This is a genomic window from Streptomyces hyaluromycini, assembly GCF_002217755.1.
In the GTDB taxonomy this organism is placed as follows: Bacteria; Actinomycetota; Actinomycetes; order Streptomycetales; family Streptomycetaceae; genus Streptomyces; species Streptomyces hyaluromycini.
This window is the reverse complement of sequence record NZ_BCFL01000016.1, coordinates 1,687,966-1,712,788: the sequence shown is the minus strand read 5'-3', so window position 1 is coordinate 1,712,788 and position 24,823 is coordinate 1,687,966. Positions and strand designations below refer to the sequence as shown.

Genomic DNA, 24,823 nt, shown 5'->3' with positions numbered 1-24,823 from the left:
CCGCGTGGGCGCGATCAGCCACATCGCGCCCGCAGCCGGGAACCGGGCCGCAGTCCTACGGCGATACTCCGCCGGCCGTGCCCTACCGGCGCCGTCGGCTCAACGCGATCGCGGCCGCAGTGCCACCGGCAACCGCGCCCACGCCCGCCGCCGCCGGGATGCCCACCTTCGCCGCCTTGCGGCCCGTGCGGTAGTCACGCAGGCGCCAGTCCAGTTCGCGGGCGTGTTTGCGCAGCTTCGTGTCCGGGTTGATGGCGTAGGGGTGGCCGACCAGGGAGAGCATCGGGATGTCGTTGTGGGAGTCGCTGTAGGCCGCGCAGCGGGAGAGGTCGAGGCCCTCGGCGGCGGCCAGGGCGCGTACCGCCTCCGCCTTGGCGGGGCCGTGCAGGGGCTCGCCGACCAGCTTGCCCGTGTAGACGCCGTCCACCGATTCGGCGACCGTGCCCAGCGCGCCGGTCAGGCCCAGCCGGCGGGCGATCACGCCGGCGATCTCCACCGGGGCCGCTGTGACGAGCCACACCTTCTGGCCCGCGTCCAGGTGGGCCTGGGCGAGGGCGCGGGTGCCGGGCCAGATGCGCTCGGCCATGTACTCGTCGTAGATCTCCTCGCCGATGGTCTGGAGCTCCGCGACCCGGTGGCCCTTCACGATGGACAGGGCGGAGTCCCGCGCCTCCTGCATGTGCTCGGGGTCCTCGACGCCGGCCAGCCGGAACCACGCCTGCTGCCAGGCGAACCTGGCGAGGTCGCGGGTCTCGAAGAACTTCCGTTTGTACAGGCCACGGCCGAAGTGGAAGATGGCGGCGCCCTGCATGACGGTGTTGTCCAGGTCGAAGAACGCGGCGGCCTTGTCGTCGCCGAGCACCGGAAAGTCCGGCTCCGCGGCCTCGTCGAGGGGCGCCGTCGCTTCCTGGTTCTTGCGCGCGGCCTCCGCCGAGGCCTCGCCTGCCAACACGCTCCGCGCCGTGGCGGAGCGCCTACGGGGAGTGAGCCATCCGAGAGCGGCCATGTCGTGAGCATAGCCAGTTTGTTCGGGGGTTCCGGAGTCACGGGAGTTGGATGGGTGTGAACTCTCCGCGACCAGGTCGTTAAACAAAGCGAAGAAGCCGTGCAGAAGGCGGCGGACATGCCCTGCCAGGGGCGGGACAATGGACGTCATGAGTCCCCTCTTTGGCCGGAAGGCGCCCGCGCCGAGTGCGCGATCGGTCACCCTCATCCGTAAACCCGGCTGCCATCTGTGTGATGACGCACAGGTCGTGGTCGAGAAGGTGTGCGGCGATCTCGGAGTGCCCTGGGAGCAGAAGGACATCACCCAGGATTCGCAACTGCACGATCTCTACTGGGAACAGATCCCGGTGGTACTCGTCGACGGCGAACAGCACACCTTCTGGCGCGTGAACGAGGAACGGCTCCGCAAGGCACTGACCGACTAGTCCAAACCGGCTGGAAAGTCGCTTAGGATCGACGGCGGTCTGGTCTCGGGGGCGGGATTTGTGAGGAGTGTGTACGATTTTGCCCCCATCGGAGAGGGAGCGCGAGCGGGTGTGCGCCGGTTCCGTACGGCCGCGCCAGGGGTGCGTGACCCCGGTCACGTTGGCCGGGCAAATCGGACACCATCTTTGTGCACGCGTTCACAAAGACATAGCCTGCTGTCGACGGGGCGGTCTGGGTACGTGTGACCGTCCGCAGCCCCGCTCAACCCGTTGGAGCACCGTGGCAACTGGCCGAACTCACCGACCGGCGACCCGCAGCCGAGGGATCCCCGAGGCCACCGTCGCCCGGCTTCCGCTGTACCTCCGCGCTCTGACCGCACTGTCGGAGCGCTCGGTCCCCACGGTCTCCTCGGAGGAGCTGGCCGCGGCCGCGGGGGTCAACTCCGCGAAGCTGCGCAAGGACTTCTCCTACCTGGGTTCGTACGGAACGCGCGGTGTCGGCTACGACGTCGAGTATCTCGTCTACCAGATCTCCCGTGAGCTGGGCCTGACCCAGGACTGGCCGGTTGTGATCGTCGGTATCGGAAACCTGGGTGCCGCCCTCGCCAACTACGGCGGGTTCGCCTCCCGCGGCTTCCGGGTCGCCGCGCTGATCGACGCCGATCCGGCGATGACCGGACGGCAGGTCGCCGGGATCGCCGTGCAGCACAGCGACGACCTGGAGAAGATCGTCTCCGACAACGGCGTCTCCATCGGCGTGATCACCACCCCGCCGGGCGTCGCCCAGCAGGTCTGCGACCGGCTGGTGGCCGCCGGGGTCACCTCCATCCTGAACTTCGCGCCGACCGTGCTGTCCGTCCCGGACGGCGTCGACGTACGCAAGGTCGACCTCTCCATCGAGCTGCAGATCCTCGCCTTCCACGAGCAGCGCAAGGCCGGCGAGGAGCACGAGGGGACGGTCCCGCCTGTCGCCGCGCACCAGGACTCCAGCGAGCAGGGGCCCGACGGGGACGTACCCGCCGTGATGCCGGCATGAGTCTCCTCGTCGTCGGGCTGAGCCACCGCAGCGCCCCGGTCAGCGTTCTGGAGCGGGCCGCGCTCAGCATGGACGCCCAGGTCAAGCTGGCCCAGGACACGGTCGCCGCCGAGCCGGCCACCGAGGCCGCGGTGCTCGCGACCTGCAACCGCATCGAGCTCTACGCCGACGTGGACAAGTTCCACGCCGGGGTCGCCGAGCTGTCCACGCTGCTCGCCCAGCACAGCGGGGTGGGACTGGACGAGCTCACCCCTTATCTCTACGTGCACTACGAGGACCGCGCGGTCCACCACCTGTTCTCGGTGGCCTGCGGGCTCGACTCGATGGTCGTCGGCGAGGGGCAGATCCTCGCGCAGCTCAAGGACTCCCTCGCCCGGGCGCAGGAGCTGCACAGCGCCGGGCGGCTGATGAACGACCTGTTCCAGCAGGGGCTGCGGGTCGGCAAGCGCGCCCACTCCGAGACCGGGATCGACCGGGCCGGACAGTCCCTGGTCACCTTCGGGCTGGAGCAGCTGGCCGCCGGCGGCGACGTGCAGGACTGGGCCAGGGGCAGGAAGGCGCTGGTCATCGGCGCCGGATCGATGTCCTCGCTGGCCGCCGCCACGCTCGCGCGGGCGGGGGTCGCGGAGATCGTCGTCGCGAACCGCACGTTCGACCGTGCCGAGCGGCTGGCGCAGATCCTGACCGAGAACGACGAGACGGACGTGACGGCCCGCGCGGTACCGATGGATGCGGTGCCGGGCGAGCTGACACGTGCCGACGTCGTGGTGTCGTGCACGGGGGCGACGGGGCTGGTGCTGACCGCCGAGGCGGTCGCGGCGGCGGTCGAGGGGCGGACGGGTGAGCCCGCCGCCGAGATCGACGTGGCGTCGGCGCCGAAGCAGCTGCCGGCCGCTACCGGTACCGGCCTCGGTACCGACGAGAACTGCCCCCTCGACCTCACCGCCGAGCAGAGCGGCTTCTCCGTGATGGGGGAGGCCGCCGTCGCTGGCATGGCCGCCGCCCAGCTGGAGCAGCACGCGGCCTGGGTGGACAACGGGACGGTGGACATCCGGGAGGCCGGCCGTCGTACCCCCGAGGCCGAGGCCGAGCTGATCGGGGCGCTGGCCGCGGCCGCCGCCCGGGTCGGCCGGATCCCGGAGCGGCGCAGGCCGGAGCCGGTCGCCGGGTTCGTCCGGCCCGCCCCCGAGCTCTTCCTCCTCGACCTCGCCATGCCCCGCGACATCGACGCGGCCGTGCACCGGCTGGCCGGGGTGCGGCTGGTGGACATCGAGTCGCTGGCGGAGGCGTCCGCGGACGCCCCGATGGCGGCCGACGTGGACGAGGTCCGGCGGATCGTTTCGGACGAGGTCGCCGCCTTCGGCGCGGCCCAGCGCGCGGCGCACATCACGCCCACCGTCGTGGCGCTGCGGACGATGGCCGCCGATGTCGTCGCGAACGAGATCGCGCGGCTCGACGGGCGCCTGCCCGGCCTGGACGAACGGCAGCGCGGAGAGATCCGGCAGGCCGTGCACCGGGTCGTGGACAAGCTGCTGCACGCGCCGACCGTACGGGTCAAGCAGCTCGCGGCCGAGCCCGGCGGCGCCGGGTACGCGGACGCGCTGCGGACCCTGTTCGACCTCGACCCCGAGACGGTTGCCGCCGTCTCCCGGGCCGTGGACAGCACAGACAAGAAGGACCGACCGGCATGAGTGACAATCCACTGAGGCTGGGGACCAGGCGATCCAGACTCGCCCTGGCCCAGTCCGGGCAGGTGGCGGAAGCCGTGAGCCGGGTGACCGGGCGGCCCGTCGAGCTGGTGGAGATCACCACCTACGGCGACACCTCCCGCGAGCACCTCGCACAGATCGGCGGCACGGGTGTCTTCGTGACCGCCCTGCGGGACGCGCTGCTGCGCGGCGAGGTCGACTTCGCGGTTCACTCGCTGAAGGACCTCCCGACCACCCAGCCCGCCGACCTGGTGCTGGCCGCCGTACCGGTGCGCGAGGACCCGCGCGACGTGATCGTCGCCCGGGACGCGCTGAAGTTCACCGACCTGCCCCGCGGGGCGCGCATCGGCACGGGTTCGCCGCGCCGGATGGCGCAGCTGAACGCGTACGCGCGGACCCACGGGCTGGACGTCGAGACGGTGCCGATACGCGGAAACGTCGACACCCGGATCGGGTACGTCCGCGACGGCGAGCTGGACGCCGTCATACTGGCGGCCGCCGGACTGAACCGGATCGGCCGCATCGACGAGGTGACCGACTTCCTGTCGGTCGACACGGTTCTGCCCGCCCCCGGCCAGGGGGCACTGGCGATCGAGTGCGCCGCGCACCACGCGGAGCTCGTCGCCCTGCTCGGGGAACTCGACGACCCGTTCACGCGGGTCGCCGTGACCGCCGAGCGATCACTGCTCGCCGCCCTGGAGGCCGGCTGCTCCGCCCCTGTGGGCGCGCTGGCCGACCTGCTGGCCGACGGGCAGATTGTCAAGGAAATGCGCCTGCGGGCAGTCGTCGGCACGACCGACGGCACCCGGATGGTGCAGTTGTCCACCACCGGTCCCGTGCCCGAGACATACGACCAGGCGACGGCGCTCGGTCGCGAACTCGCCGCCGAGATGCTTGCCCAGGGCGCGGCCGGTCTGATGGGGGAGCGAGCACAGTGAGCCCCACCAACCTTCCCGCCGGCCTCGATCACGGGCACGTCACCTTCCTGGGTGCCGGACCCGGGGATCCGGGACTGCTGACCTTGCGTGCCGTGGAGGCACTGTCCAGCGCGGACGTCCTGGTCGCCGAGCACGACGTGCTCGACGTGATCAGGGCCCACGCCAGGCAGGGCGTCTCCGTCGTGCCCACGAATCCGGATCCGTCGTCGGACCCGTATCCGGGCACAGGCGCGCCTCAACTGACGGTTGTTGACGGTGCGTCAACAACTGCTTCCCTCCCGCCCGTGCGGGATGCGGCTCATCTTGTCATGGAGGCCGCACGGGGTGGCAGGCGGGTCGTCCGTGCGGTGTCCGGGGACCCGGGACTTGATACGTACGCGACCGAGGAAATGCTCGCCTGCGCCGCAGCGGGTGTGCCGTTCGAGGTCGTGCCGGGTGTCGCGGCCGTGGTCGGGGTGCCGGCGTACGCCGGTGTGCCGCTGCGGGACGCGCAGGGCGCGGACGTCCGCTTCGTGGATGCCCGTACCGCCTCCGACCGGTGCTGGACCGAGGTGGGTGCCTCGGACGGGACGGTCGTCGTGTCGACGTCGCTCGACTCGGTGGCCGCGGCCGCCGGCGAGCTGGTCGCCGCCGGCCGCAAGCCGGACACCCCGCTGACCGTCACCGTCGCCGGTACGACGACCCGGCAGCGGACCTGGACCGCCACCCTCGGCACCATCGCGCAGACGCTGAAGCAGGCGAAGGTGCTGCCCTCGCCGGACGGCGGCCGGCCGGTGATAGCCGTGGTCGGTGAGCGGTCCGCCGCCGCGCAGCGCGACCAGTTGTCGTGGTTCGAGTCCAAGCCGCTGTTCGGCTGGAAGGTGCTCGTGCCGCGGACGAAGGAGCAGGCGGCGTCGCTCTCCGACCAGCTGCGGTCGTACGGGGCCGTGCCGCACGAGGTGCCGACGATCGCCGTCGAGCCGCCGCGCACGCCCCAGCAGATGGAGCGGGCCGTCAAGGGGCTCGTCACCGGGCGGTACGAGTGGATCGCGTTCACCTCGGTCAACGCGGTGAAGGCGGTCCGGGAGAAGTTCGAGGAGTACGGGCTCGATGCCCGGGCCTTCGCGGGGATCAAGGTCGCGGCGGTCGGGGAGCAGACCGCCAAGGCGCTGGTCGCCTTCGGCGTGAAGCCGGACCTGGTGCCGAGCGGCGAGCAGAGCGCTGCGGGGCTCCTGGAGGACTGGCCGCCGTACGACCCGGTCTTCGACCCGATCGACCGGGTGTTCCTGCCGCGGGCCGACATCGCCACCGAAACGCTGGTCGCCGGGCTCATCGAGCTGGGCTGGGAGGTGGACGACGTGACCGCCTACCGGACCGTGCGGGCGTCGCCGCCGCCGGCCGACACCCGGGAGGCGATCAAGGGCGGTGGCTTCGACGCGGTGCTCTTCACGTCGTCGTCGACCGTGCGGAACCTGGTGGGTATCGCCGGGAAGCCGCACAACGTGACGGTGATCGCCTGTATCGGGCCCGCCACGGCCAAGACGGCCGAGGAGCACGGGCTGCGGGTGGACGTGATGGCTCCGGAACCGTCCGCGGGCAAGCTGGCGGAGGCGCTGGCCGAGTTCGGGCTGCGCAGGCGCGCGAGCGCGCTGGAGGCCGGGGATCCGGTGACGCGGCCGAGTGAGCGGCGGCCGGGGGCCAGGCGGCGTCGTACCACCTGAGCGAGGTGAGGGTGCGTGGCTCGTCGGGCTGCGCACCCCTGTACCTCCGTCGGCCTATACCCCCGTCGGCCCGAAATTTGATCAGCCGTTCGGAGTCCCGCGAGTTATCTTCACATCATGTCCATGCCGTGACTGGCATGTGTGGTGATGGGGGAAAGCGTGAACGACGGGGGCGTGCCGCTTGACGGCATTGTCGCGGGCCATCGCGGTCGACGTGATCAACACCGCGACCGGCAAAGGGGATTCACCCTGCCGCTGCTGTGCGCGGCGGCGGCACTGCTGGCCTCCGGATGCGAGAGCGGCTCGGCCGCCGCCCAGGACACGGCCGCGTCCTCGTCGGCCCGCACCACCCTCACGCTCATGCCCGTCTCGCCGCTGCCCAAGGCGCTGAAGAAGCTCCGGCCCGACGGCAACCTCGGCATGCCCCGGGGCTGGAACATCGACGGCTCGGGCGTGGTCCGCTCCGGGAAGCGGCTGGTCTTCCTCGCCGTGCCGCCCGCCTCGGCCTCGACCGGCACCAGCACGGAAGAGACCTGGGTGGTGGACACCGGCACCGCGCGGGTCCGGAGGTTCGCCCAGGTCACGGCCGGCTGGTCGCCGGGCACGGCCGTGCTGGGCGGCGGCTGGCTGCTGCGGGTGGAGAGCCGGCAACTGGACGGTACGGCCTGCGGCGACAAGGCGTCACAGACCTCGGACTGTTACAGCTGGCGGCTGTACGGCCAGCAGGTGACGTCCGGCAGGCCGCGCCTGCTGGCCCAGTCCGCCCATGCCGGCCACCAGAGTCTGGTGCCCCACCCGCTGGCCGACGGCGGATCCTTCGTGTGGGAGCAGGGCCTGACCGGCGGCAAGGCCGGCCTGATGCGCTGGACGCCGGGCGCCGCCGGCCCGGCCCGTCTGCTGACCCGCTCCACCACGGGCCAACTCGACCTGGACGGCGGCACGTTGTACCTCACCGAGGGCAAGCTGTCGGCGGACGGCGGGACGAGCAGCCGGACCACCTACCGGGTCGGCCTGCGGCAGCGGTCGGCGGTCGCCGAGCGGGTGGCCGCCTTCACCGGAGGCGGCGGCTTCGCGATCCACGGCGGGCGCATCGCCTACTTCCCGCGCCCCGCCGACGAGACCGGGCGGATCCGTGTCCTGACGATCGGCGGCCGGTCCGCGCCGGTCGACGTCGGCAAGGCCGTCAACGGCTTCTACACCCTCGACTGGATCACCCCGAACCGCCTGGTCACCTGGTCCGTCAGCGGATACGCCCTGGACGACCTGCGCCACCCCGCCGCCTCGGCCGTCTTCAGCCCAGACGCGGTCGGGCTCGGCGTGCCGAGGGGGTCCGACGGCACGCTCTATGTCGCCTACCAGTTCGCGCCGTCCAGGGGAGTGAAGCCGACCGTTCTTGCCTGGCGGAACTTCGCTTCCTGAAGGCCACGTGAGGGGCGCCCCCGGCGGGCGCCCCTCACGCCGTGCCGTTGGCGAGGATCTTCTTCAGGTCCTCGACGACCGTGGGGATCTCGCGGTCGAAGGCCAGGCCGTCCACGCCCTCGTCGGTGACCACTGCCAGGAGGGCGCGGGTGCCCACCGCCGTCACTATGACGTGGCCCGCGCTGCACCGGGCCGTCAGCCGGCGGAGGGTGCCGGTGTCGGCCTGGTCGGCCGGGCGGTGGCCCAGGGACGGTGTTCTCGGTGACCAGGCGGTCGGGCGGCACCGAGGTGCCCGCGTCGAAGAGTGCCGCCCGGCCGATGACCGCCAGCTCCGCGGCGCCCAGCAGACCCTGGGCGACCAGCTCCAGGGCCAGTCGGGCCGGTTCGGTGCCGGTGGCGCGGGCGGCCGTCCGCAGCAACCTCGCGCTGGCCCGGCACAGCCTCAGGAAGCTGGAGAGCGAGCTGGAGGTCTGACCTCCCGGAGGCGTCGGCGCCCCGGCCGCGCACGGCCCGGGGCGCCGACGTCCAGTCGGTAAGCGCGCTCATGTGACGGGCGTAGCGTAGAGGCCATGACGCAATACGGCTCCTTCCCCGGCACGCGGCCGCGGCGGCTGCGGACCACCCCCGTCATGCGGCGCATGGTCGCCGAGACCCGGCTGCACCCCGCGGACTTCATCCTCCCGGCGTTCGTCCGGGAGGGCGTGAGCGAACCCGTGCCCATCAGTGCCATGCCCGGGGTCGTGCAGCACACCCGGGACAGCCTGAAGAAGGCGGCCGCGGAGGCCGTCGAGGCGGGCATCTCCGGGATCATGCTGTTCGGGGTGCCGGAGGAGAGCAAGAAGGACGCCCTCGGCACGCCCGGTACCGACCCCGACGGGATCCTCCAGGTCGCGCTGCGCGACGTGCGGGCCGAGGTCGGCGACGAACTGCTCGTGATGTCCGATCTGTGCCTCGACGAGACGACCGACCACGGGCACTGCGGGGTGCTGGACGCCGAGGGCCGCGTCGACAACGACGCCACCCTGGAGCGGTACGCCGAGATGGCGCAGGTGCAGGCCGACGCCGGCGCCCACATCGTCGGGCCCAGCGGGATGATGGACGGGCAGATCGGCGTCGTCCGCGACGCGCTCGACCAGATCGGACGCGAGGACGTCGCGATCCTCGCCTACACCGTCAAGTACGCCTCCGCCTTCTTCGGCCCCTTCCGCGAGGCCGTCGGGTCCTCCCTCAAGGGCGACCGCAAGACCTACCAGCAGGACCCCGCCAACGCGCGGGAGTCGCTGCGCGAGCTGGCCCTCGACCTGGAGGAGGGCGCCGACATGGTGATGGTCAAGCCGGCCGGGCCCTACCTCGACATCCTCGCGCGGGTCGCCGACTCCGTGGACGTGCCGGTCGCCGCCTACCAGATCTCCGGCGAGTACTCGATGGTCGAGGCCGCCGCCGAGAAGGGCTGGATCGACCGCGACCGGGCGATCCTGGAGACGCTGACCGGCATCAAGCGGGCCGGCGCGCAGAACATCCTCACCTACTGGGCGGTCGAGGCCGCCCGGATGCTGGGCTGAGCGACGGGAACGAGCGCCCCCGGCCTGTGAGTTCAGGCCGGGGGCACTTTCAAGTCGCCCGCGGCGTTAGGTTGTTGACCGTCCTTGACCGTCCTCGCCCTTCGCCGACCATCCGGGAGACGCCCATGTCCGGTGACGCCCTCAGCCAGGATCCCGCCGAGCTGAGAAAGAGGTTCGACAACACCAGGCCGCACCCGGCGCGGGTCTACGACGTCTTCCTCGGCGGCAAGGACAACTACCCCGCCGACCGCACCGCAGCGGCCGCCGCCCTCGCCACCAACCCGCGCGGCTACCTCGACGTACGGCACAACCGCGACTTCCTGCGCCGGGCGGTGACCCGGCTAACCCGGGAGGACGGCATCGGCCAGTTCCTCGACATCGGCACCGGGCTGCCCACCGCGGAGAACGTCCACCAGATCGCCCAGCGGATCAACTCCGGCTCCCGGGTCGTGTACGTCGACAACGACCCGATCGTCCTCGCCCACGCGCGCGCCCTGCTCACCAGCGGGCCCGAGGGCCGGACCGACTACATCGACGCCGACTTCGAGAACCCGGCGGAGATACTCGAACAGGCCGCGAAGACCCTGGACTTCGACCAGCCGATCGCCCTGTGCCTGGTGGCGATCCTGCACTTCATCGAGGACGACGTCGCCCACCCGGTCGTCCGCGAACTGGTCGAGGCGCTCCCCCCGGGCAGCCGGCTGGTCGTCAGCCACCTCACGGAGGACCTCAACGCCGAGAAGATCCGCGGAGTCCAGCGGTCGTACACCGAGCGGGGCCTGACCTTCGTCCTGCGGTCCAAGCCCGAGATCGAGCGCTTCTTCACGGAGAACTCCCTCGCCCTCGCCGACCCGGGCGTGGTCCCGGTCCACCACTGGCACCCCGACCACGCGGCCCCCGTCCCCGAGCAGCCGGACCCCGCGCTGCTGGCCACCCTCGACGCCATCGACCGGTCCCGGTACGCCGACATCAACGACGTCACCGACGCCGACATCAACGTCTACGCGGGCGTCGGCACCAAGGCCTGAGCCGGGTCGGCCGCGGGCCGGAGGCGGGCGGCGGCGGAGGGGCCCTCGTCGCGTACGCCCTCTCCGTCCCGGCACCCGCCGAGTGCGGTCGCGGCGACCAGCGCGAGGGCTGCCGCCGCCAGCAGACGGCGACGGCGGCCGGGGGCCGGGGTGCGGTGCGTGGCGGACATACGAGGGCTCCCTTGACGATCTCGGCGCGGTGGCGGTGGCGGTGGCGGTGGCGGCGAAGGCGGGGCTGGGCCGGGGCGGCGGGGTCGATGTGCCCTCAGCCTGTGGGCGGGGCCGCCCGGACCGCCAGACCTGACCGGGGATTCGGGACGCCTGGTCCCGGTCCACCCCTGTGACCTGCGCGTATCCCATCCCGTGGGACGCCGCTACGGGACGGCCCAGGCCCACCCGCACCCCGTCCGTCCGGATCGCGGAATTACGGGTGTAAGCGGCACGTACCTCTCTACGCTCCCGCCAAGACGAGGATCAGCCCAAGGAGCCGTCCATGACCCCCGCCCCCGCCCCGCTTCCCCCGCTCGCGGCCCGCGCCCGCACCGTCGGCGGGTCACCCGTGCGGGAGATCCTCGCGGTGACCGCCCGCCCCGAAGTGATCAACTTCGCGGGCGGACTGCCGGCCCCCGAACTGTTCGACCGGGACGGCATCGCCGCCGCCTTCCGGACGGTGCTGGAGGAGTCGCCCGAGCGGGCGCTGCAGTACTCGACGACCGAGGGCGAACCGGCCCTGCGGCAGCCACTGGCCGCGCGCATCTCCGCCCGGGGCCTGCCCACCGAGGCCGACGACCTCCTCGTCACCACCGGCTCCCAGCAGGCGCTCTCCCTCCTCGCGAGCGCCCTGATCGACCCCGGGGACACCATCCTCGTCGAAAGCCCCTGCTACCTGGCGGCACTTCAGGTCTTCGGGCTGGCCGGGGCGCGCGTGCTGCCCGTGCCCGGCGACGAGGACGGCGTGGACCCGGCCGCCCTGGAGGCACTGATCCGCGCCGAGCGGCCCAAACTCCTCTACCTCGTCCCCACCTTCCAGAACCCCACCGGCCGCACCATGCCCGCCGCCCGCCGCGCCGCCCTCGCCACGGCCGCCGCCCGGCACGGCCTGTGGATCGTCGAGGACGACCCCTACGGCGAACTGCGCTACGACGGCGCCCACGTCCCCTGGATCGCGTCCTTCCCCGGCGCCGAGGACCGGGCGGTCCTGCTCGGCTCCTTCTCCAAGGTCATGGCGCCCGGCCTGCGGCTCGGCTGGCTCCGCGCCCCGGCCGGACTGCGCCGCGCCTGCGCGGTGGCCAAGCAGGCGGCCGACCTGCACACCCCGACCCTCAACCAACTCGCCGCCGCCCGCTACCTGGACGTGCTGGACGCCCATGTCGCCAAGGTGCGCGCGGTCTACGGCGAACGCCGCGACGCCATGCTCGCGGGGCTGCCCGCCGCCCTCCCGGCCGGCTCCACCTGGAACCGGCCCGAGGGCGGCATGTTCCTCTGGGCCAGGCTCCCGAAGCCGTACGACACCACCGCCCTGCTCCGCCGGGTGGTGGAGCAGAACGTGGCCTACGTCCCCGGCGAGCCCTTCTACGCCGCCGACCCCGACCGCTCGACCCTGCGCCTGTGCTTCGTGACGCAGACACCGGAGGAGATCGGCGAGGGCCTGCGAAGGCTCGCCAAGGGCCTCAACGGCTGAACGCTCCGCCGGAAGTGCCGCGACAGGCCGTCTGCCGACTGCGGCGGCGTCGTGGCTGGTCGCGCAGTTCCTCCCCCAGCCTTCGGCTGGGGGTACCCCCAGCGCCCCTTCGGGGCGCTGCCGAACTTGGCCCGGCTGGTCAGCTCAGTCCCACCAGAAGTGCCACAGCCGCTCGCCGACCAGCTGCTCGGCGTACGACGACAGGGTGTCGTCGGCGCCGGGCAGCACGGTGTGCGGGCAGAACGCGAAGTGCTCGGCGGCGACCGCCTCCGCCTCGTCGAGGTCGGCGGGCGGGGCGGCGACGGAGAGCGCGAGGTGGTCGAAGCCCAGGGCCACCACGCGGATGCCGAACCGGTCCTCCCAGGAGCGCAGCACCGCGCACAGCCGGCCCGTGTCCTCCTCGTAGTTCACCGGGCCGCTCCAGCCGATGGCCGCCGGTATGTCCGCGCTGCGCCGGGCGGACACCAGCGCCAGATGCGGCTCCTTCAGCCAGGGCCGCCCCTGGCTGAGCGCGTCGGCGACGTCCGCGGCCCGCGTGTCCGGGTCGGCGACCAGGGCCGGCGCGGCGGCGAGCCCCGGGAACTCCTCACCGTCCGGCGGGTCCTCGTCCCAGTAGTCCTCCAGCACCTCGTCGGCGTCGTGGTCCCCCGGGTAGGACGTCTCCCCGGGGGCGAAGTCCCAGTCGTCGACCTCGGACACGTCGATGAGCACCGGCAGCAGCCCCGCACGGGCGGCCGGCACGCCCAGCGCGGTCCAGGTCCCGGGCCCGGCGGACTGCCCGGCGTACCACAGCAACGGCTCGTGCCACGAGCCGTCCAGCGTGTCGTCGAGCAGTGTCCCGGGCGGGAGTTGGAGCCCCAGGGACCGACCACTCGGGTCGGTCGCCAGCTTGGGCAGCGGGTTGGGAAGAGTCGCCATGGCGATGACTGTAAGGGCGCCCACTGACAACGACACAGCGGCCCGCCCCTTCACCAGGAGGGGACGGGCCGCCGCGCACCGCTCTCAGAGCCGCTCAGGCGTCCTGATGCCCAGCAGGGCCATGCCCTGGTGGAGGGTGCGGGCCGTCAGGTCGCACAGGAAGAGGCGGTTCTCCACCTGCTCCGTGGTGTCGGCCTTCAGGACCGGGCACTTGTCGTAGAACGACGTGTAGAGGGATGCCAGCTGGTACAGGTACGCGGCCAGCTTGTGCGGGGCGTACTCCGCCGCCGCCTCGAAGACCGTGTCGCCGAAGGCGTCCAGGTGCAGGCCCAACGCCCGCTCCGCCGCGTGCAGTTCCAGCTCCGGGTGGGCGGCCGGCCGGACCTCTCCCGCCTTGCGCAGGATCGACTGGATACGGGCGTACGCGTACTGGAGGTAGACGGACGTGTCGCCGTTCAGCGAGACCATCTGGTCCAGGTCGAACTTGTAGTCCCGGTTCGGCGACGTCGACAGGTCCGCGTACTTCACGGCACCGATGCCGACCTGCTGGGCCCGCTCCTGGATCTCGTCCTCGGTGAGATCCTGCGCCTTGTCCCGGACGACCTCGGCAGCCCGCTGCACCGCCTCGTCCAGCAGGTCCTCCAGCCGTACGGTCTCGCCCGCACGCGTCTTGAACGGCTTGCCGTCCGCGCCCAGCACCGTGCCGTAGCCCATGTTGTGCGCGGTGACGTCGTCGGTGAGCCAGCCCGCCCGCCGCGCCGTCTCGAAGACCATCTTGAAGTGCAGCGACTGCCGCACGTCCACGACGTAGAGCAGCGAGGTGGCGTGCAGGTCGGCGACCCGGTTGCGGATCGCGGTCAGGTCGGAGGCCGCGTACCCGAAGCCGCCGTCCGCCTTCTGCACGATCAGCGGGACCGGCTGGTCGTCCTTGCCCCGGATGTCGTCGAAGAAGACGACGAGCGCGCCCTCGGAGCGGACCGCGACGCCGCTCTCCTCCAGGAGCCGGGCGGTCTCCGGCATGCCGTCGTTGTACGCCGACTCGCCGACGATCTCGTCGTCCCGGATCTCCATGTCGAGCTTCTCGAAGACCGAGTAGAAGTACACCTTCGACTCGTCCACGAACCGCTGCCACAGGTCCAGGGTCTCCTTGTCGCCGGACTGGAGGGCGACCACCCGCTTGCGGGCCCGCTCCTTGAAGTCCTCGTCCGCGTCGAAGACCGCCCGGGACGCCTTGTAGACCCGGTTCAGGTTCGACATGGCCTGCTCGCCGTCCGTGTCGGTCTCCGGGGACAGCTGGTCCGGGTTCTCGATCAGGTACTGGATGAGCATGCCGAACTGGGTGCCCCAGTCGCCGATGTGGTGCCGGCCGATCGTCTGCTCGCCGGTGAAGTCGAGCATGCCGCGCAGGGCGTCACCGATCACCGCGGACCGCAGGTGGCCGACGTGCATCTCCTTGGCGACGTTCGGCTGGGCGTAGTCGATGACCGTGATACCCGGGTTCGCCTTGGCGGCCACGCCGAGACGGTCGCCGTCCGTGTACCGGGCGGCCAGGTTCTCGGTGATCGCCTTGTCGGAGAGGGTGAGGTTGAGGAAGCCGGGGCCGGAGACCTCGACGTCCTGGATCAGGTCCGCGCCGGTGGTGATGTTCGAGACGACCTGCGTCGCCAGCTCCCGGGGGTTGGCCTTGGCCTTCTTGGCGGCGGCGAGGATGCCGTTCGCCTGGTAGTCGGCCCGGTCGCTGCGTCGCAGCAGCGGATCGACAGAGGCCTCCGGCAGGGTTGCCGAGAGGGCGCTCGCGAGGCGCTGATTGACGAGATCCGTGAGCGACGTGACCGAGGCCATGGGGTGGGAGCCGTTCTCCTCGTGGGTGCGGGTAGACGGGACCAGTATTTCACGGGGGGTAAAGGGGTTTTCGCGGGCGAGAGCTCGGGGGGTGCGGCGCGTTGCCGGGTGCGGCGCCGTCGGGGCTGGTCGCGCAGTTCCCCGCGCCCCTGGGTCGGCTGCCCAGCCCGGTGCTGCCAGGCAGCGTCGGCGCCCCTGGGTCGGCTGCCCACCCGGCAACGATCCATCGCCTCGCGGTCGCGCCCGCGCGGCGGAGCCGCACATCGATACAGTCCCGCGCCCCTGGGTCGGCTGCCCAGCCCGGTGCTGCCAGGCAGCGTCGGCGCCCCTGGGTCGGCTGCCCACCCGGCAACGATCCATCGCCTCGCGGTCGCGCCCGCGCGGCGGAGCCGCACATCGATACAGTCCCGCGCCCCCCAAAAGGCGGCTGCGCCGCCTATGGGGCGCGCTTGCGTAAAGCCGTTTTCGTGGATGCCGTAGGGCCTGGGAGAATGGAGCGGTCAGCCGTGCGACCGTACCGGCTGCCCCGTGCCAGAAAGAAGGACGTGCCGACGTGGCTCAGAGCACCGAGACCACCGACTGGGTCTCCCGTTTCGCGGATGAGGTCATCGAGGAGTCGGAGCGTCGGGCCCCGGGCAAACCGGTCGTCGTCGCGTCCGGGCTCTCCCCGTCGGGGCCCATCCACCTCGGCAACCTGCGCGAGGTCATGACCCCGCACCTGGTCGCCGACGAGGTCCGGCGGCGCGGCCACCAGGTCCGGCACCTGATCTCCTGGGACGATTACGACCGCTACCGCAAGGTGCCCGCCGGCATCGCCGGGGTCGACGAGTCCTGGGCCGAGCACATCGGCAAGCCGCTCACCTCGGTGCCCGCCCCGCAGGGGTCCTCGTACCCGAACTGGGCCGAGCACTTCAAGGCCGCCATGGTCGAGTCGCTGGCCGAGCTGGGCGTGGAGTTCGACGGGATCAGCCAGACCGCCCAGTACACCTCCGGGGTGTACCGCGAGCAGGTCCTGCACGCCATGAAGCACCGCGGGGACATCGACGCGATCCTCGACCAGTACCGGACCAAGAAGGCCCCCGCGAAGAAGCAGCAGCAGAAGGCCGTCGACGAGGCCGAGCTGGAGGCCGAGGAGGGCTCGGGCGCGGCGAGCGAGGACGACGGCTCCTCCGGCTCCGCCGGGTACTTCCCGTACAAGCCGTACTGCGGCGGCTGCGGCAAGGACCTGACGACCGTCACGGCGTACGACGACGACAGCACCGAGCTGACGTACACCTGCAACGAGTGCGGGTTCTCCGAGACCGTCCGGCTGAGCGAGTTCAACCGGGGCAAGCTGGTCTGGAAGGTCGACTGGCCGATGCGGTGGGCCTACGAGGGCGTGATCTTCGAGCCGAGTGGTGTGGATCATTCGTCGCCGGGGTCGTCGTTCCAGGTGGGCGGGCAGATCGTCGGGATCTTCGGCGGGCAGCAGCCCATCGGGCCCATGTACGCCTTCGTGGGCATCAGCGGGATGGCGAAGATGTCGTCGTCGAGGGGTGGCGTGCCCACGCCTGCCGACGCGCTGAAGATCATGGAGCCGCAGATCCTGCGCTGGCTCTACGCCCGGCGCCGGCCCAACCAGTCCTTCAAGATCGCCTTCGACCAGGAGATCCAGCGGCTCTACGACGAGTGGGACAAGCTGGACGGCAAGGTGGCGGAGGGTTCCGCGCTGCCCGGTGACATCGCCGCGCACGCGCGTGCCGTCCGTACGGCCGGCGGCGAGCTGCCGCGGACGCCGCACCCGCTGCCGTACCGCACGCTGGCCTCGGTCGCCGACATCACCGCCGGGCACGAGGACCAGGCGCTGCGCATCCTCAGCGAGCTGGACCCGGCGAACCCGCTGGGCTCGGTGGACGAGGCACGGCCGCGGTACGACAAGGCCGAGGCCTGGATCAACACCCAGGTACCGGCCGACCAGCGGACCATCGTCCGCGACGAGCCCGACGCCGAACTGCTGAAGTCCCTCGACGAGGCTTCCCAGCAGTCCGTACGACTGCTGCTCGACGGGCTTGCCGAGCACTGGTCGCTGGACGGGCTCACCCACCTCGTCTACGGCGTGCCCAAGGTCCAGGCCGGATTCTCCGCCGACGCGACACCCAAGGAACTGCCGGCCGAGATCAAGACGGCCCAGCGGACGTTCTTCGCGCTCCTGTACCACCTGCTGGTGGGCCGGGACACCGGCCCCCGGCTGCCCACCCTGCTCCTCGCCGTGGGCCAGGAGCGGGTACGGCTGCTGCTCGGCGAGTAGGCCGACACGGAGAAGGGGCCCTCTGGTTTCCAGAGGGCCCCTTCTCCGTGTGCCTGTGCCTGTCAGGCGATGTGCTCTTCCGCCAGCTCCGCGTTGAGACGGTTCGAGAAACGGGCCACCATGCGCTTGGACTCGGCCTCGTCGAGGGCGACCCCGTAGGTCGCCTCCACATCGGCGATGAACCCGCGCGGGGTGGGTGCTCCGTTGCCGGTCTTTATCGACTCACGGAAGACCAGGTAGTAGTCCTCCTCCGACGGCGCCGGGGGCTCCGGAGGGCCACCGCCCTCGCCCAGCTCACGGGTGCGGCCCGGGCCGGAGGGGATGGGGAAGCTGCCGGTGGTCTCCGACGGGGATTCGCCGGGGAGAGACTGCTGCTCCTGCGGGAACTGGTCCTGGGGGAACTGGTCCTGCGGAAACTGTTCCTGCGGAAACTGTTCCTGCGGGAACTGCTGCTGCTGGTACTGCTGGTACTGCTGTTGCTCCTGCTGGTACTGCTGCTCTGCCAGCCAGGCGGCGTACCGCGGGTCGTACGTCGGGTCGTAGCCGCCCTGGTACTCGATCTGCTGGGGGTCCCTGGCATGCAGCCAGGGGTTCAGCTCCGGATCGGACGCCGGCACCGGCTGCTGCGGGATCTCCGGCTGCCCGGCACGGGGGCCGGGGACCAGCTCGGCGCGCTGCTCGCCGGACTGCGCCGCGTCGGCGGCACGACCGCCCACGGCCACGGCATCCCGCGCCGCCGGCAGCAGGACCGGGATCTCGATGCCCGCCGCCGCCAGGCCCTCCGGGGCCGTCTCCGCCAGCGGGACGCCGTACCGGGCCAGCCGCAGCGGCATCAGCGACTCCACCGGCGCCTTCCTGCGCCAGGCCCGCCCGAAGCGGGACCGCAGCCGCGCCTGATAGACGAGACGTTCCTGCTCCAGCTTGATCACCTGGTCGTAGGAGCGGAGCTCCCACAGCTTCATCCGGCGCCACAGCAGGAAGGTCGGAACCGGCGAGAGCAGCCAGCGGGTGAGGCGGACCCCCTCCATGTGCTTGTCCGCCGTGATGTCGGCGATCCGGCCGATCGCGTGCCGTGCCGCCTCCACCGACACCACGAACAGGATCGGGATCACCGCGTGCATGCCCACACCCAGCGGGTCCGGCCAGGCCGCCGCGCCGTTGAAGGCGATCGTCGCCACGGTCAGCAGCCAGGCCGTCTGCCGCAGCAGCGGGAAGGGGATGCGGATCCAGGTCAGCAACAGGTCCAGGGCGAGCAGGACGCAGATGCCCGCGTCGATACCGATCGGGAACACATAGGAGAAGTTCCCGAAGCCCTTCTTGATGGCCAGCTCACGGACGGCCGCGTACGAGCCGGCGAAGCCGATACCGGCGATGATCATCGCGCCGGTCACGACCACACCGATGAGAACGCGGTGCATCCGAGTCAGCTGTATTCGCTCGGCCACCCGTACTCCCCTCCCCTTGCGTGTTGTTGCGCGCAACAGGGTGGCACATCAGTGCGGCGCACGTACGGCCGGTCAGCTCTTCTTGGATGACGACTTGGACGCAGAGGCACTCGCCGAGGGCGACCCGGACGCCGACTTCGAGGGTGTCGCCGCAGGTGAACTCGGCGCCGTACCCGAGACGTTGGCCGTCGTGACCGACGCCACCGCCTCCTTGGCCGCCTTCTCCGCCGCCTTCGTCAGAGAATCCGCGTCCGGCGTCTTCTCACCCGCCAGACCCGCACCGTTGTAGTCGACGGTGACGACGACGTTCGCGACGCGCGCCACGACCGTCTGCTGCCTGAAGGCGCCCTCCTTCTTCTTCAGGTCGTAGCGCACCACCGTCGCCTGGTCACCCGTCCCGGCCACCGGCACCGTCTTGGTGTTCTTGGCGCCGCTCACCGACTGGGCACCCTGCACCTGGCTCGCGTAGTACGCCTCGGCCTGCTTCTCACCGGAACCACGGCTGGAGTCCGAGTCGAAGCGGAGGAAGGAGATGTTCAGCCAGCGGAACTGGGAGCCCTTCACACCGTTGTTGTCCAGGCTGCTCCAGGAACAGCTGCCCCGCGTGGCCACATCGTCCGACGTGCCCTCCTTGCCCGACTTCGCGCCCTTCGGTACCAGTGCGGTCAGCGTCTTCGTCGACAGCACCGCGCACGGCTCCGGCAGCTTCTGGTACTTGGCCGCCTGGACCGTGGGCGAAGGGGCCACGGAGCCGCCCGCAGCGGTGACGGGATCCGAACTGCCACCCGTCCCCTGCGCGGCACCGTCCGAGCCCGAGGAACAGGCCGTCGCGAACAGCGCCACGGCGGGGACGGCGGCCGCGCAGACCAGGACGCGGCGCAGGCGCCCTGCCCGTCGCTGTACGTTCCGATCGTTCCGGGCGCGCTGGTCGTCTGACTGGACTGCTACTCGCTGCATGGTTCCTTCACTCACACGTTCGGGGTTCCTGCGGTCGGATCGGGTCCGAGGGGCCACGGTACGCGGTGAGGAAGCTGTGCGGTTTCGGTTCGCGTGCTTTGCGGGCGGGGTGCGGAGGGTGTGCCGGAGGCCTCAGCCGTTGAGGGCCTCGGCCAGTTGGGCGGCCAGATTCTGCGCCCTGTCCTGCATTTCCTTGCTGTCCGGCACGGTCCCGGTGGCCATCGGCTGCTCCTCGTACACGATGGTCACGACGACGTTGGACGTGCGGAACACCACAGTCACCGTCCGCTGTTCGGCCGTCGAACCGGAGCCGCTGAGCTGGTCGTCGAGATACGCCTCGTCGCCGAGATCGGAGAGAGTGCGGGGCTGGAGACCCGACGGGGTGGTGGACGGCGAGGCGGAGGCGGAGCCGGAATCCGAGGAGGACGGGTCGCCGGAACCGGCGGGGGACGCGGACGTGGACACGGACGCGGACGCGGATGCCGACGGGGAGCCCGATACCGAATCGGACGGCGACGCCGACTCGGCGGGGCTCGGGGACGCGGACTCCGGGATGTCGGCCGCCGCCTCCAACCGCGTGTAGATCGTCTGCGCCTCGCTGTCGTCGCTGACCGCGTTGTCGTACGACACCACGCGCTCGAAGTCGACGGACAGCCGGTCCGTGGCGTCGGTGGACTCGATCTTCCAGTGGCAGCCGACCTTGCGGTCGGTGTCGTAGGTGAGCGTGGCATCACCCGCGTACGCCTTCGCGCGCTGCTCCTCGTCGGTGATCTGGGCGATGCCGGGGAGCAGCGAGTCGAGGGTGTCGTGGCTGACCGCGCCGCAGGCCTCCGGGAGGGTGCGGTACTTGCCGGGCTGGGCGGCGACGGTGGAGGTGCTGGTGTCCGCGTTCTTGTCGCTGATGTCGTCGCCACCGCTGGAACCGCTCGTGCAGCCGGCCAGCAGGGCCGCGAGAAGGGCGGCGATGCCGGTTGCGTACGCCTTCCGCTGCACGGTCAGGCTCCTTCCGTTCACTGGTCCGCTCGGTCCTGCTCCAGTGTCCCCGCTGGTTAATCGCTTGCCGCAGCGGGGCGCCCCCTGGAGACAATGTGTATCGCACGCACTGCTGTGAACGCCGGTCCGCTGTCTGGTTTCCGGGCCTCTGGCGCCGCATTTGCGTTTTGTTGGATTAAAGACCTTTGTCCTTTTTGGATTGTTGCCCGCGGGGGAATGAGGAAGACATGTCGTACGTGGAGATACCGGGCGCGAAGGTGCCCATCCGGATGTGGACCGACCCGGCGACCGTCGAGGACGTGGCGCTCCAGCAGCTGCGCAACGTCGCGACCCTGCCGTGGATCGAGGGCCTGGCGGTGATGCCGGACGTCCACTACGGGAAGGGGGCGACGGTCGGGTCGGTCATCGCGATGCGGGGTGCGGTGTGCCCGGCGGCGGTCGGGGTCGACATCGGGTGCGGCATGTCCGCGGTCAAGACGTCCCTGACGGCGAACGACCTGCCGGGGGACCTGTCCCGACTGCGGTCGAAGATCGAGCAGGCGATTCCGGTGGGGCGGGGGATGCACGCGGACCCGGTGGAGCCGGGGGACTTCCACGGGCTGGCCACGGCCGGGTGGGAGGGGTTCTGGGGGCGGTTCGACGGGGTGGCCGATGCGGTCAAATTCCGTCAGGGACGGGCTCATCAGCAGATGGGAACGCTCGGATCCGGAAATCACATGATCGAATTGTGTCTTGATCAGTCAAACTCGGTCTGGCTCATGCTGCACTCCGGTTCCCGCAACATCGGGAAGGAGCTGGCCGAATACCACATCGGTGTCGCGCAGAAGCTTCCGCACAACCAGGGACTGGTTGACCGGGATCTGGCGGTGTTCGTCTCGGACACTCCGCAGATGGCGGCTTACAGGAACGATCTCTACTGGGCTCAGGAGTACGCCAAGTACAACCGCATGCTCATGATGGCGCTCCTGAAGGACGTCGTCCGCAAGGAGTTCAAGAAGGCCAAGCCGACTTTCGAGCCGGAGATCTCCTGTCACCATAACTACGTCGCTGAGGAATGCTACGAGGGCATGGACCTGCTCGTCACCCGCAAGGGGGCGATCCGGGCCGGCTCCGGCGAGCTCGGGATCATTCCTGGCTCGATGGGCACCAGCTCGTACATCGTGAAGGGGCTCGGGAACGAGAAGGCCTTCAACTCGGCGTCGCATGGTGCCGGTCGGCGCATGAGTCGTAACGCGGCAAAGCGCCGCTTCACGACCAGGGACCTGGAGGAGCAGACGCGCGGTGTGGAGTGCCGTAAGGACTCCGGGGTGCTGGACGAGATTCCGGGCGCCTACAAGAACATCGACCAGGTGATGGAACAGCAGCGCGACCTGGTCGAGGTCGTGGCGAAGTTGAAGCAGTTCGTGTGCGTGAAGGGCTAGGGCCTGTCTGACAATTCCCGTCTGCCTCGCGACGCCATGCACGCACTCTCGCCGCACCGGGCACAGACCCAAGTACGTCCAGTACGAGGGCCTACGCCCGGCACGCCGAGAGCACGCACCTGACGCCGCGAGGCCGCCCTCCGGGCGACGACGGGAATTGTCAGACAGGCCCTAGGTCGGTGATGGGCGCGACGATTGCGCGCCGCGCCCATCATGTGCCGCTCAGTCCGGCAGCCGCACTACGCCGTGCAGCAGCTGCCAGCGGCGGTTCTGGCAAGGACTTTTGGAGTAGCCAAGTTCCGCTGCCGCGTGGGCGATGGTTGGTGCACTGAGCAGGATCCGGTCTATTTCGCGAGTCCACTCGATGCGTGGCGGCCTGCGATCCATGCCTGCCGGGCGCACCCAGGTCCCGAGTGAATGCGCGGCCGTTCGTTTCCGGTCCAGTGAGAGGCAGCCCGGGTAATAGAGGTCGGCTGCCGACTCCCGCGCACTTTCGTTTGCGTAGAGGACGTTGTAGATGCCGTCGCGCGCGTTGCGCTTGAGGCTGCGCTCGGCTCCCGTCACGTCCTTGCTGTACTCGCGCAGATAGGCCGCGATGGCGCTGCTGGCCGTGGTGAGCGAGACGAAGGGAAAACCCTTGCTGGTGAAGCCGACTGAACCGTCTGCGTCGATCAGGCCTCGCAGATAGTCGCGGCGGGAGAACTCGACGGTCGGCGGCGCGATCGTCTTGGACTTGCGGCCGTACGGAAGGCCGAGTTCGTTGATCCTGGTCCTGGCTTCCAGAGAGCACATGCTCCAGGCGGCGGCGGTGTGGGTCTCGGCGAAGTTGGTGGAGCGGGTGCGTTCGGTGATGCTGCTGTAGTACGGGGTCAGCTTCTGGAATGCGCGCAGGAGATCTGCATCTCGTGCGCTGATCTCGACAGTCAGGCGGCCCTTCTGGCCCACGCCCTTTGCCAGGTGCCCATCCGCCTGCAAGAAGCCGAAGATGTACGCGTACTCCGGGACCGTGAGGTCCATGAACCGCTGGGCGTTAGGCTCGCATTCAGCCACCGGGAAGCTCCACTTCCATGCTGGTCAGGCCCTCGGCTGGGGTGCATCCCTGCCGAGGGCCGTCGAGTTGATGGTGTGGTGCGAGCCTAGGTCTGGTGTTCAGGTGGCGTTCGGGTGATCGATCATGTTCACCCTTGTGAGTTACCGGAGCCGTTTCTCCATCAGCGTCACCGAATACGGGCTGCCCGATCCGCCGTCCTTTGCGGGCTGTTCGCCCACGACCTGGTAGCCCGCCGCCTCGTAGTACGCGCGCAGGCGGGGGTTGGAGGTGAGGCAGTCGAGGCGGGCGTAGGGGCGGCCCGTTGCCGCGATGCGGGATTCCGCTTGGGTCAGCAGGTGGCGGCCGGTGCCCGGCGGGGCCGTGTGCGGGGTCGTCATCAGGCGGTGGAGGTAGCCCGCGTCGGCGGGGCGGGGGCCCCAGGCCGCCGGGTCGTCCCACCAGAGTTCGTAGGCGCCGGCCAGGTGGGTGCCCGCGTGGGCCAGCCATACCTCGCCCTCCCGCATGCGGGTGCGGAAGTGCGTCTCGTCCTTCTCTCCCGGCTTCCACTGGTCGATCCCGCGGGCCAGTTGCCACAGGGCCGCGGAGTCGCGGAGGCGGACCAGGGTGCGGGCGTCGAGCGGGGTGGCCTTGCGGTAGGACAGCTGCGGCCAGGTGGCGGGGCGGGGTTCGAGGAGGGTCTTGCGGAGGGAGTCGCGCAGCGCGTCCGTGTCCAGGCCCAGTGCTCGCGTCACGTACTCCTCGATCGAGCCGTGGCGGGCCTTCAGCGAGGACAGGAACAGGCGCATCGCCGATTCCGGGGCGCGGCCGAAGCCCAGCCAGGTCGGCTCGCGGCCCTCGTTCCTCGCCTTCCAGCCGGCCAGCAGGGCGGGCGTGGCCAGTTCCGTGAGGGTGTAGTCCTCGACGACCGTCGGTTCGGGTACCCCGGCCAATGTCAGGACAAGCGCCGCCAGTTGGCCCGTGCGGTCCTTGCCGGACGCGCAGTGGAAGACCAGGGGGGTGTCCGATTCCGCCGACAGGGCCACCAGCTCCAGTGCCCTGCGGATCTCCTGCACCCCGTCTTCCGCCACCTCCATGTAGCGCTCCGCCAGGTACGGGCCGGGGTCGATGTCGGGGGCCAGGGCCGCCTGGTCGTAGGGGCGGTGCTCGATGCTGAGGTTGTGGTACCCGAAGGAGGCGTCGGACGGGATACGGCCCCGGCCCTCGGCCTCCCAGGGGTGGCGGAGGTCGATGACCGTGCGGATGCCCAGGGACAGGAAGCGGTCCCAGTCCCGCGTGCCCTTGTGCAGCTTTCCCAGCGAGTCCGCGCGGTAGAGCCGGCCGGGGCGGACTCGACGGCCGTCGGCGGCCGGGTAGCCGCCCAGGTCACGGAAGTTGTGCAGCCCGTCGAAGGATATGTGTCTGTCCAC

At 70.8% G+C, this 24,823-nt stretch carries 22 protein-coding genes; 12 read left to right on the top strand and 10 right to left on the bottom strand.

The genetic code is table 11. The features are described from left to right. Positions 1-82: 82 nt before the first annotated feature. Positions 83-1,006, bottom strand: coding sequence for an HAD family hydrolase (locus tag SSP29_RS08005; protein ID WP_089099717.1), 924 nt, complete (start codon positions 1,004-1,006; stop codon positions 83-85). A gap of 148 nt (positions 1,007-1,154) precedes the next feature. Here SSP29_RS08005 and SSP29_RS08000 point away from each other — a divergent pair, with 148 nt between their 5' ends. The 6 genes from SSP29_RS08000 to SSP29_RS07975 all read left to right on the top strand — a co-directional run bounded on the left by SSP29_RS08000 (position 1,155) and on the right by SSP29_RS07975 (position 8,232). After that, positions 1,155-1,430, top strand: a complete 276-nt coding sequence (locus tag SSP29_RS08000) for a glutaredoxin family protein (protein WP_167449868.1) — start codon at positions 1,155-1,157, stop codon at positions 1,428-1,430. A 280-nt stretch (positions 1,431-1,710) separates the two neighbouring features. Next, a complete protein-coding gene (locus SSP29_RS07995; protein WP_089099715.1) occupies positions 1,711-2,466 on the top strand; it encodes a redox-sensing transcriptional repressor Rex in 756 nt (251 codons plus the stop codon). After that, on the top strand, positions 2,463-4,157 hold the full coding sequence (locus SSP29_RS07990; protein WP_089099714.1) for a glutamyl-tRNA reductase: 1,695 nt from the start codon (positions 2,463-2,465) through the stop codon (positions 4,155-4,157). Before SSP29_RS07995 ends, SSP29_RS07990 begins: the two co-directional genes overlap by 4 nt. Further along, positions 4,154-5,113 (top strand): hydroxymethylbilane synthase, encoded by a 960-nt coding sequence (gene hemC, locus SSP29_RS07985; RefSeq protein WP_089099713.1) that lies wholly within the window; start codon positions 4,154-4,156, stop codon positions 5,111-5,113. Before SSP29_RS07990 ends, hemC begins: the two co-directional genes overlap by 4 nt. Continuing rightward, entirely contained in the window at positions 5,110-6,813 is a 1,704-nt protein-coding gene (locus tag SSP29_RS07980) for a bifunctional uroporphyrinogen-III C-methyltransferase/uroporphyrinogen-III synthase (protein ID WP_089099712.1), read from the top strand. The genes hemC and SSP29_RS07980 overlap by 4 nt, the downstream gene beginning before the upstream one ends. A gap of 159 nt (positions 6,814-6,972) precedes the next feature. Then, positions 6,973-8,232 carry a hypothetical protein gene (locus SSP29_RS07975; RefSeq protein ID WP_089099711.1) on the top strand — a complete coding sequence of 420 codons (1,260 nt, stop codon included), beginning with the start codon at positions 6,973-6,975 and terminating at the stop codon, positions 8,230-8,232. Positions 8,233-8,266: 34 nt separating this feature from the next. On the opposite strand, the gene SSP29_RS60875 is transcribed toward SSP29_RS07975, so the two are convergent. Continuing rightward, entirely contained in the window at positions 8,267-8,389 is a 123-nt protein-coding gene (locus SSP29_RS60875; protein ID WP_275539749.1) for a hypothetical protein, read from the bottom strand. A gap of 104 nt (positions 8,390-8,493) precedes the next feature. Between SSP29_RS60875 and SSP29_RS07970 the strand changes: the two genes are divergently transcribed. The 3 genes from SSP29_RS07970 (at position 8,494) to SSP29_RS07960 (ending at position 10,822) form a co-directional block, all read left to right on the top strand. Further along, positions 8,494-8,706: a hypothetical protein gene (locus tag SSP29_RS07970; RefSeq protein WP_145968867.1), complete on the top strand. Its 213-nt coding sequence runs from the start codon at positions 8,494-8,496 to the stop codon at positions 8,704-8,706. A gap of 95 nt (positions 8,707-8,801) precedes the next feature. Further along, complete coding sequence (gene hemB, locus SSP29_RS07965; protein WP_089099709.1) at positions 8,802-9,794, top strand: porphobilinogen synthase; 993 nt, start codon at positions 8,802-8,804, stop codon at positions 9,792-9,794. Between the two features lie 125 nt (positions 9,795-9,919). Beyond that, positions 9,920-10,822, top strand: coding sequence for an SAM-dependent methyltransferase (locus SSP29_RS07960; protein WP_089099708.1), 903 nt, complete (start codon positions 9,920-9,922; stop codon positions 10,820-10,822). On the opposite strand, the gene SSP29_RS07955 is transcribed toward SSP29_RS07960, so the two are convergent. After that, a complete protein-coding gene (locus tag SSP29_RS07955; RefSeq protein WP_089099707.1) occupies positions 10,795-10,992 on the bottom strand; it encodes a hypothetical protein in 198 nt (65 codons plus the stop codon). The genes SSP29_RS07960 and SSP29_RS07955 overlap by 28 nt on opposite strands. A gap of 323 nt (positions 10,993-11,315) precedes the next feature. Between SSP29_RS07955 and SSP29_RS07950 the strand changes: the two genes are divergently transcribed. Then, on the top strand, positions 11,316-12,503 hold the full coding sequence (locus SSP29_RS07950; protein WP_089099706.1) for an aminotransferase-like domain-containing protein: 1,188 nt from the start codon (positions 11,316-11,318) through the stop codon (positions 12,501-12,503). Between the two features lie 144 nt (positions 12,504-12,647). Here the strand turns inward: SSP29_RS07950 and SSP29_RS07945 are convergent, their stop codons facing one another. Both SSP29_RS07945 and argS read right to left on the bottom strand, forming a co-directional pair. Continuing rightward, on the bottom strand, positions 12,648-13,421 hold the full coding sequence (locus SSP29_RS07945; RefSeq protein ID WP_089099705.1) for a DUF4253 domain-containing protein: 774 nt from the start codon (positions 13,419-13,421) through the stop codon (positions 12,648-12,650). An 84-nt stretch (positions 13,422-13,505) separates the two neighbouring features. Further along, entirely contained in the window at positions 13,506-15,263 is a 1,758-nt protein-coding gene (gene argS, locus SSP29_RS07940; protein ID WP_089099704.1) for an arginine--tRNA ligase, read from the bottom strand. A 553-nt stretch (positions 15,264-15,816) separates the two neighbouring features. On the opposite strand from argS, the gene lysS reads away from it, so the two are divergent. Beyond that, the gene (gene lysS / locus SSP29_RS07935) at positions 15,817-17,550 is read left to right on the top strand and encodes a lysine--tRNA ligase (RefSeq protein WP_089099703.1); all 1,734 of its coding nucleotides are present in this window, start codon (positions 15,817-15,819) and stop codon (positions 17,548-17,550) included. A gap of 62 nt (positions 17,551-17,612) precedes the next feature. On the opposite strand, the gene SSP29_RS07930 is transcribed toward lysS, so the two are convergent. From SSP29_RS07930 to SSP29_RS07920, 3 genes are all read right to left on the bottom strand, one after another. Further along, entirely contained in the window at positions 17,613-18,968 is a 1,356-nt protein-coding gene (locus SSP29_RS07930) for a DUF2637 domain-containing protein (RefSeq protein ID WP_089099702.1), read from the bottom strand. A gap of 99 nt (positions 18,969-19,067) precedes the next feature. Then, on the bottom strand, positions 19,068-19,952 hold the full coding sequence (locus tag SSP29_RS07925; protein ID WP_089099701.1) for a DUF3558 family protein: 885 nt from the start codon (positions 19,950-19,952) through the stop codon (positions 19,068-19,070). 132 nt (positions 19,953-20,084) lie between these two features. Further along, positions 20,085-20,945 carry a hypothetical protein gene (locus SSP29_RS07920; protein ID WP_089099700.1) on the bottom strand — a complete coding sequence of 287 codons (861 nt, stop codon included), beginning with the start codon at positions 20,943-20,945 and terminating at the stop codon, positions 20,085-20,087. Positions 20,946-21,172: 227 nt separating this feature from the next. Between SSP29_RS07920 and SSP29_RS07915 the strand changes: the two genes are divergently transcribed. Continuing rightward, complete coding sequence (locus tag SSP29_RS07915) at positions 21,173-22,366, top strand: RtcB family protein (RefSeq protein WP_089099699.1); 1,194 nt, start codon at positions 21,173-21,175, stop codon at positions 22,364-22,366. 222 nt (positions 22,367-22,588) lie between these two features. Here SSP29_RS07915 and SSP29_RS07905 read toward each other — a convergent pair whose 3' ends face one another. Both SSP29_RS07905 and SSP29_RS07900 read right to left on the bottom strand, forming a co-directional pair. After that, on the bottom strand, positions 22,589-23,383 hold the full coding sequence (locus SSP29_RS07905) for an LAGLIDADG family homing endonuclease (protein WP_107436147.1): 795 nt from the start codon (positions 23,381-23,383) through the stop codon (positions 22,589-22,591). Between the two features lie 174 nt (positions 23,384-23,557). Continuing rightward, entirely contained in the window at positions 23,558-24,823 is a 1,266-nt protein-coding gene (locus SSP29_RS07900) for a tyrosine-protein phosphatase (RefSeq protein ID WP_089099697.1), read from the bottom strand.

Coding starts and splice junctions, on each gene's coding strand:
- SSP29_RS08005 (WP_089099717.1), bottom strand. CDS start 1,006: ATGGCCGCTCTCGGATGGCTCACTCCCCGTAGGCGCTCCGCCACGGCG.
- SSP29_RS08000 (WP_167449868.1), top strand. CDS start 1,155: ATGAGTCCCCTCTTTGGCCGGAAGGCGCCCGCGCCGAGTGCGCGATCG.
- SSP29_RS07990 (WP_089099714.1), top strand. CDS start 2,463: ATGAGTCTCCTCGTCGTCGGGCTGAGCCACCGCAGCGCCCCGGTCAGC.
- hemC (WP_089099713.1), top strand. CDS start 4,154: ATGAGTGACAATCCACTGAGGCTGGGGACCAGGCGATCCAGACTCGCC.
- hemB (WP_089099709.1), top strand. CDS start 8,802: ATGACGCAATACGGCTCCTTCCCCGGCACGCGGCCGCGGCGGCTGCGG.
- SSP29_RS07960 (WP_089099708.1), top strand. CDS start 9,920: ATGTCCGGTGACGCCCTCAGCCAGGATCCCGCCGAGCTGAGAAAGAGG.
- SSP29_RS07955 (WP_089099707.1), bottom strand. CDS start 10,992: ATGTCCGCCACGCACCGCACCCCGGCCCCCGGCCGCCGTCGCCGTCTG.
- SSP29_RS07950 (WP_089099706.1), top strand. CDS start 11,316: ATGACCCCCGCCCCCGCCCCGCTTCCCCCGCTCGCGGCCCGCGCCCGC.
- SSP29_RS07945 (WP_089099705.1), bottom strand. CDS start 13,421: ATGGCGACTCTTCCCAACCCGCTGCCCAAGCTGGCGACCGACCCGAGT.
- argS (WP_089099704.1), bottom strand. CDS start 15,263: ATGGCCTCGGTCACGTCGCTCACGGATCTCGTCAATCAGCGCCTCGCG.
- SSP29_RS07930 (WP_089099702.1), bottom strand. CDS start 18,968: ATGCACCGCGTTCTCATCGGTGTGGTCGTGACCGGCGCGATGATCATC.
- SSP29_RS07925 (WP_089099701.1), bottom strand. CDS start 19,952: ATGCAGCGAGTAGCAGTCCAGTCAGACGACCAGCGCGCCCGGAACGAT.
- SSP29_RS07915 (WP_089099699.1), top strand. CDS start 21,173: ATGTCGTACGTGGAGATACCGGGCGCGAAGGTGCCCATCCGGATGTGG.
- SSP29_RS07905 (WP_107436147.1), bottom strand. CDS start 23,383: ATGGACCTCACGGTCCCGGAGTACGCGTACATCTTCGGCTTCTTGCAG.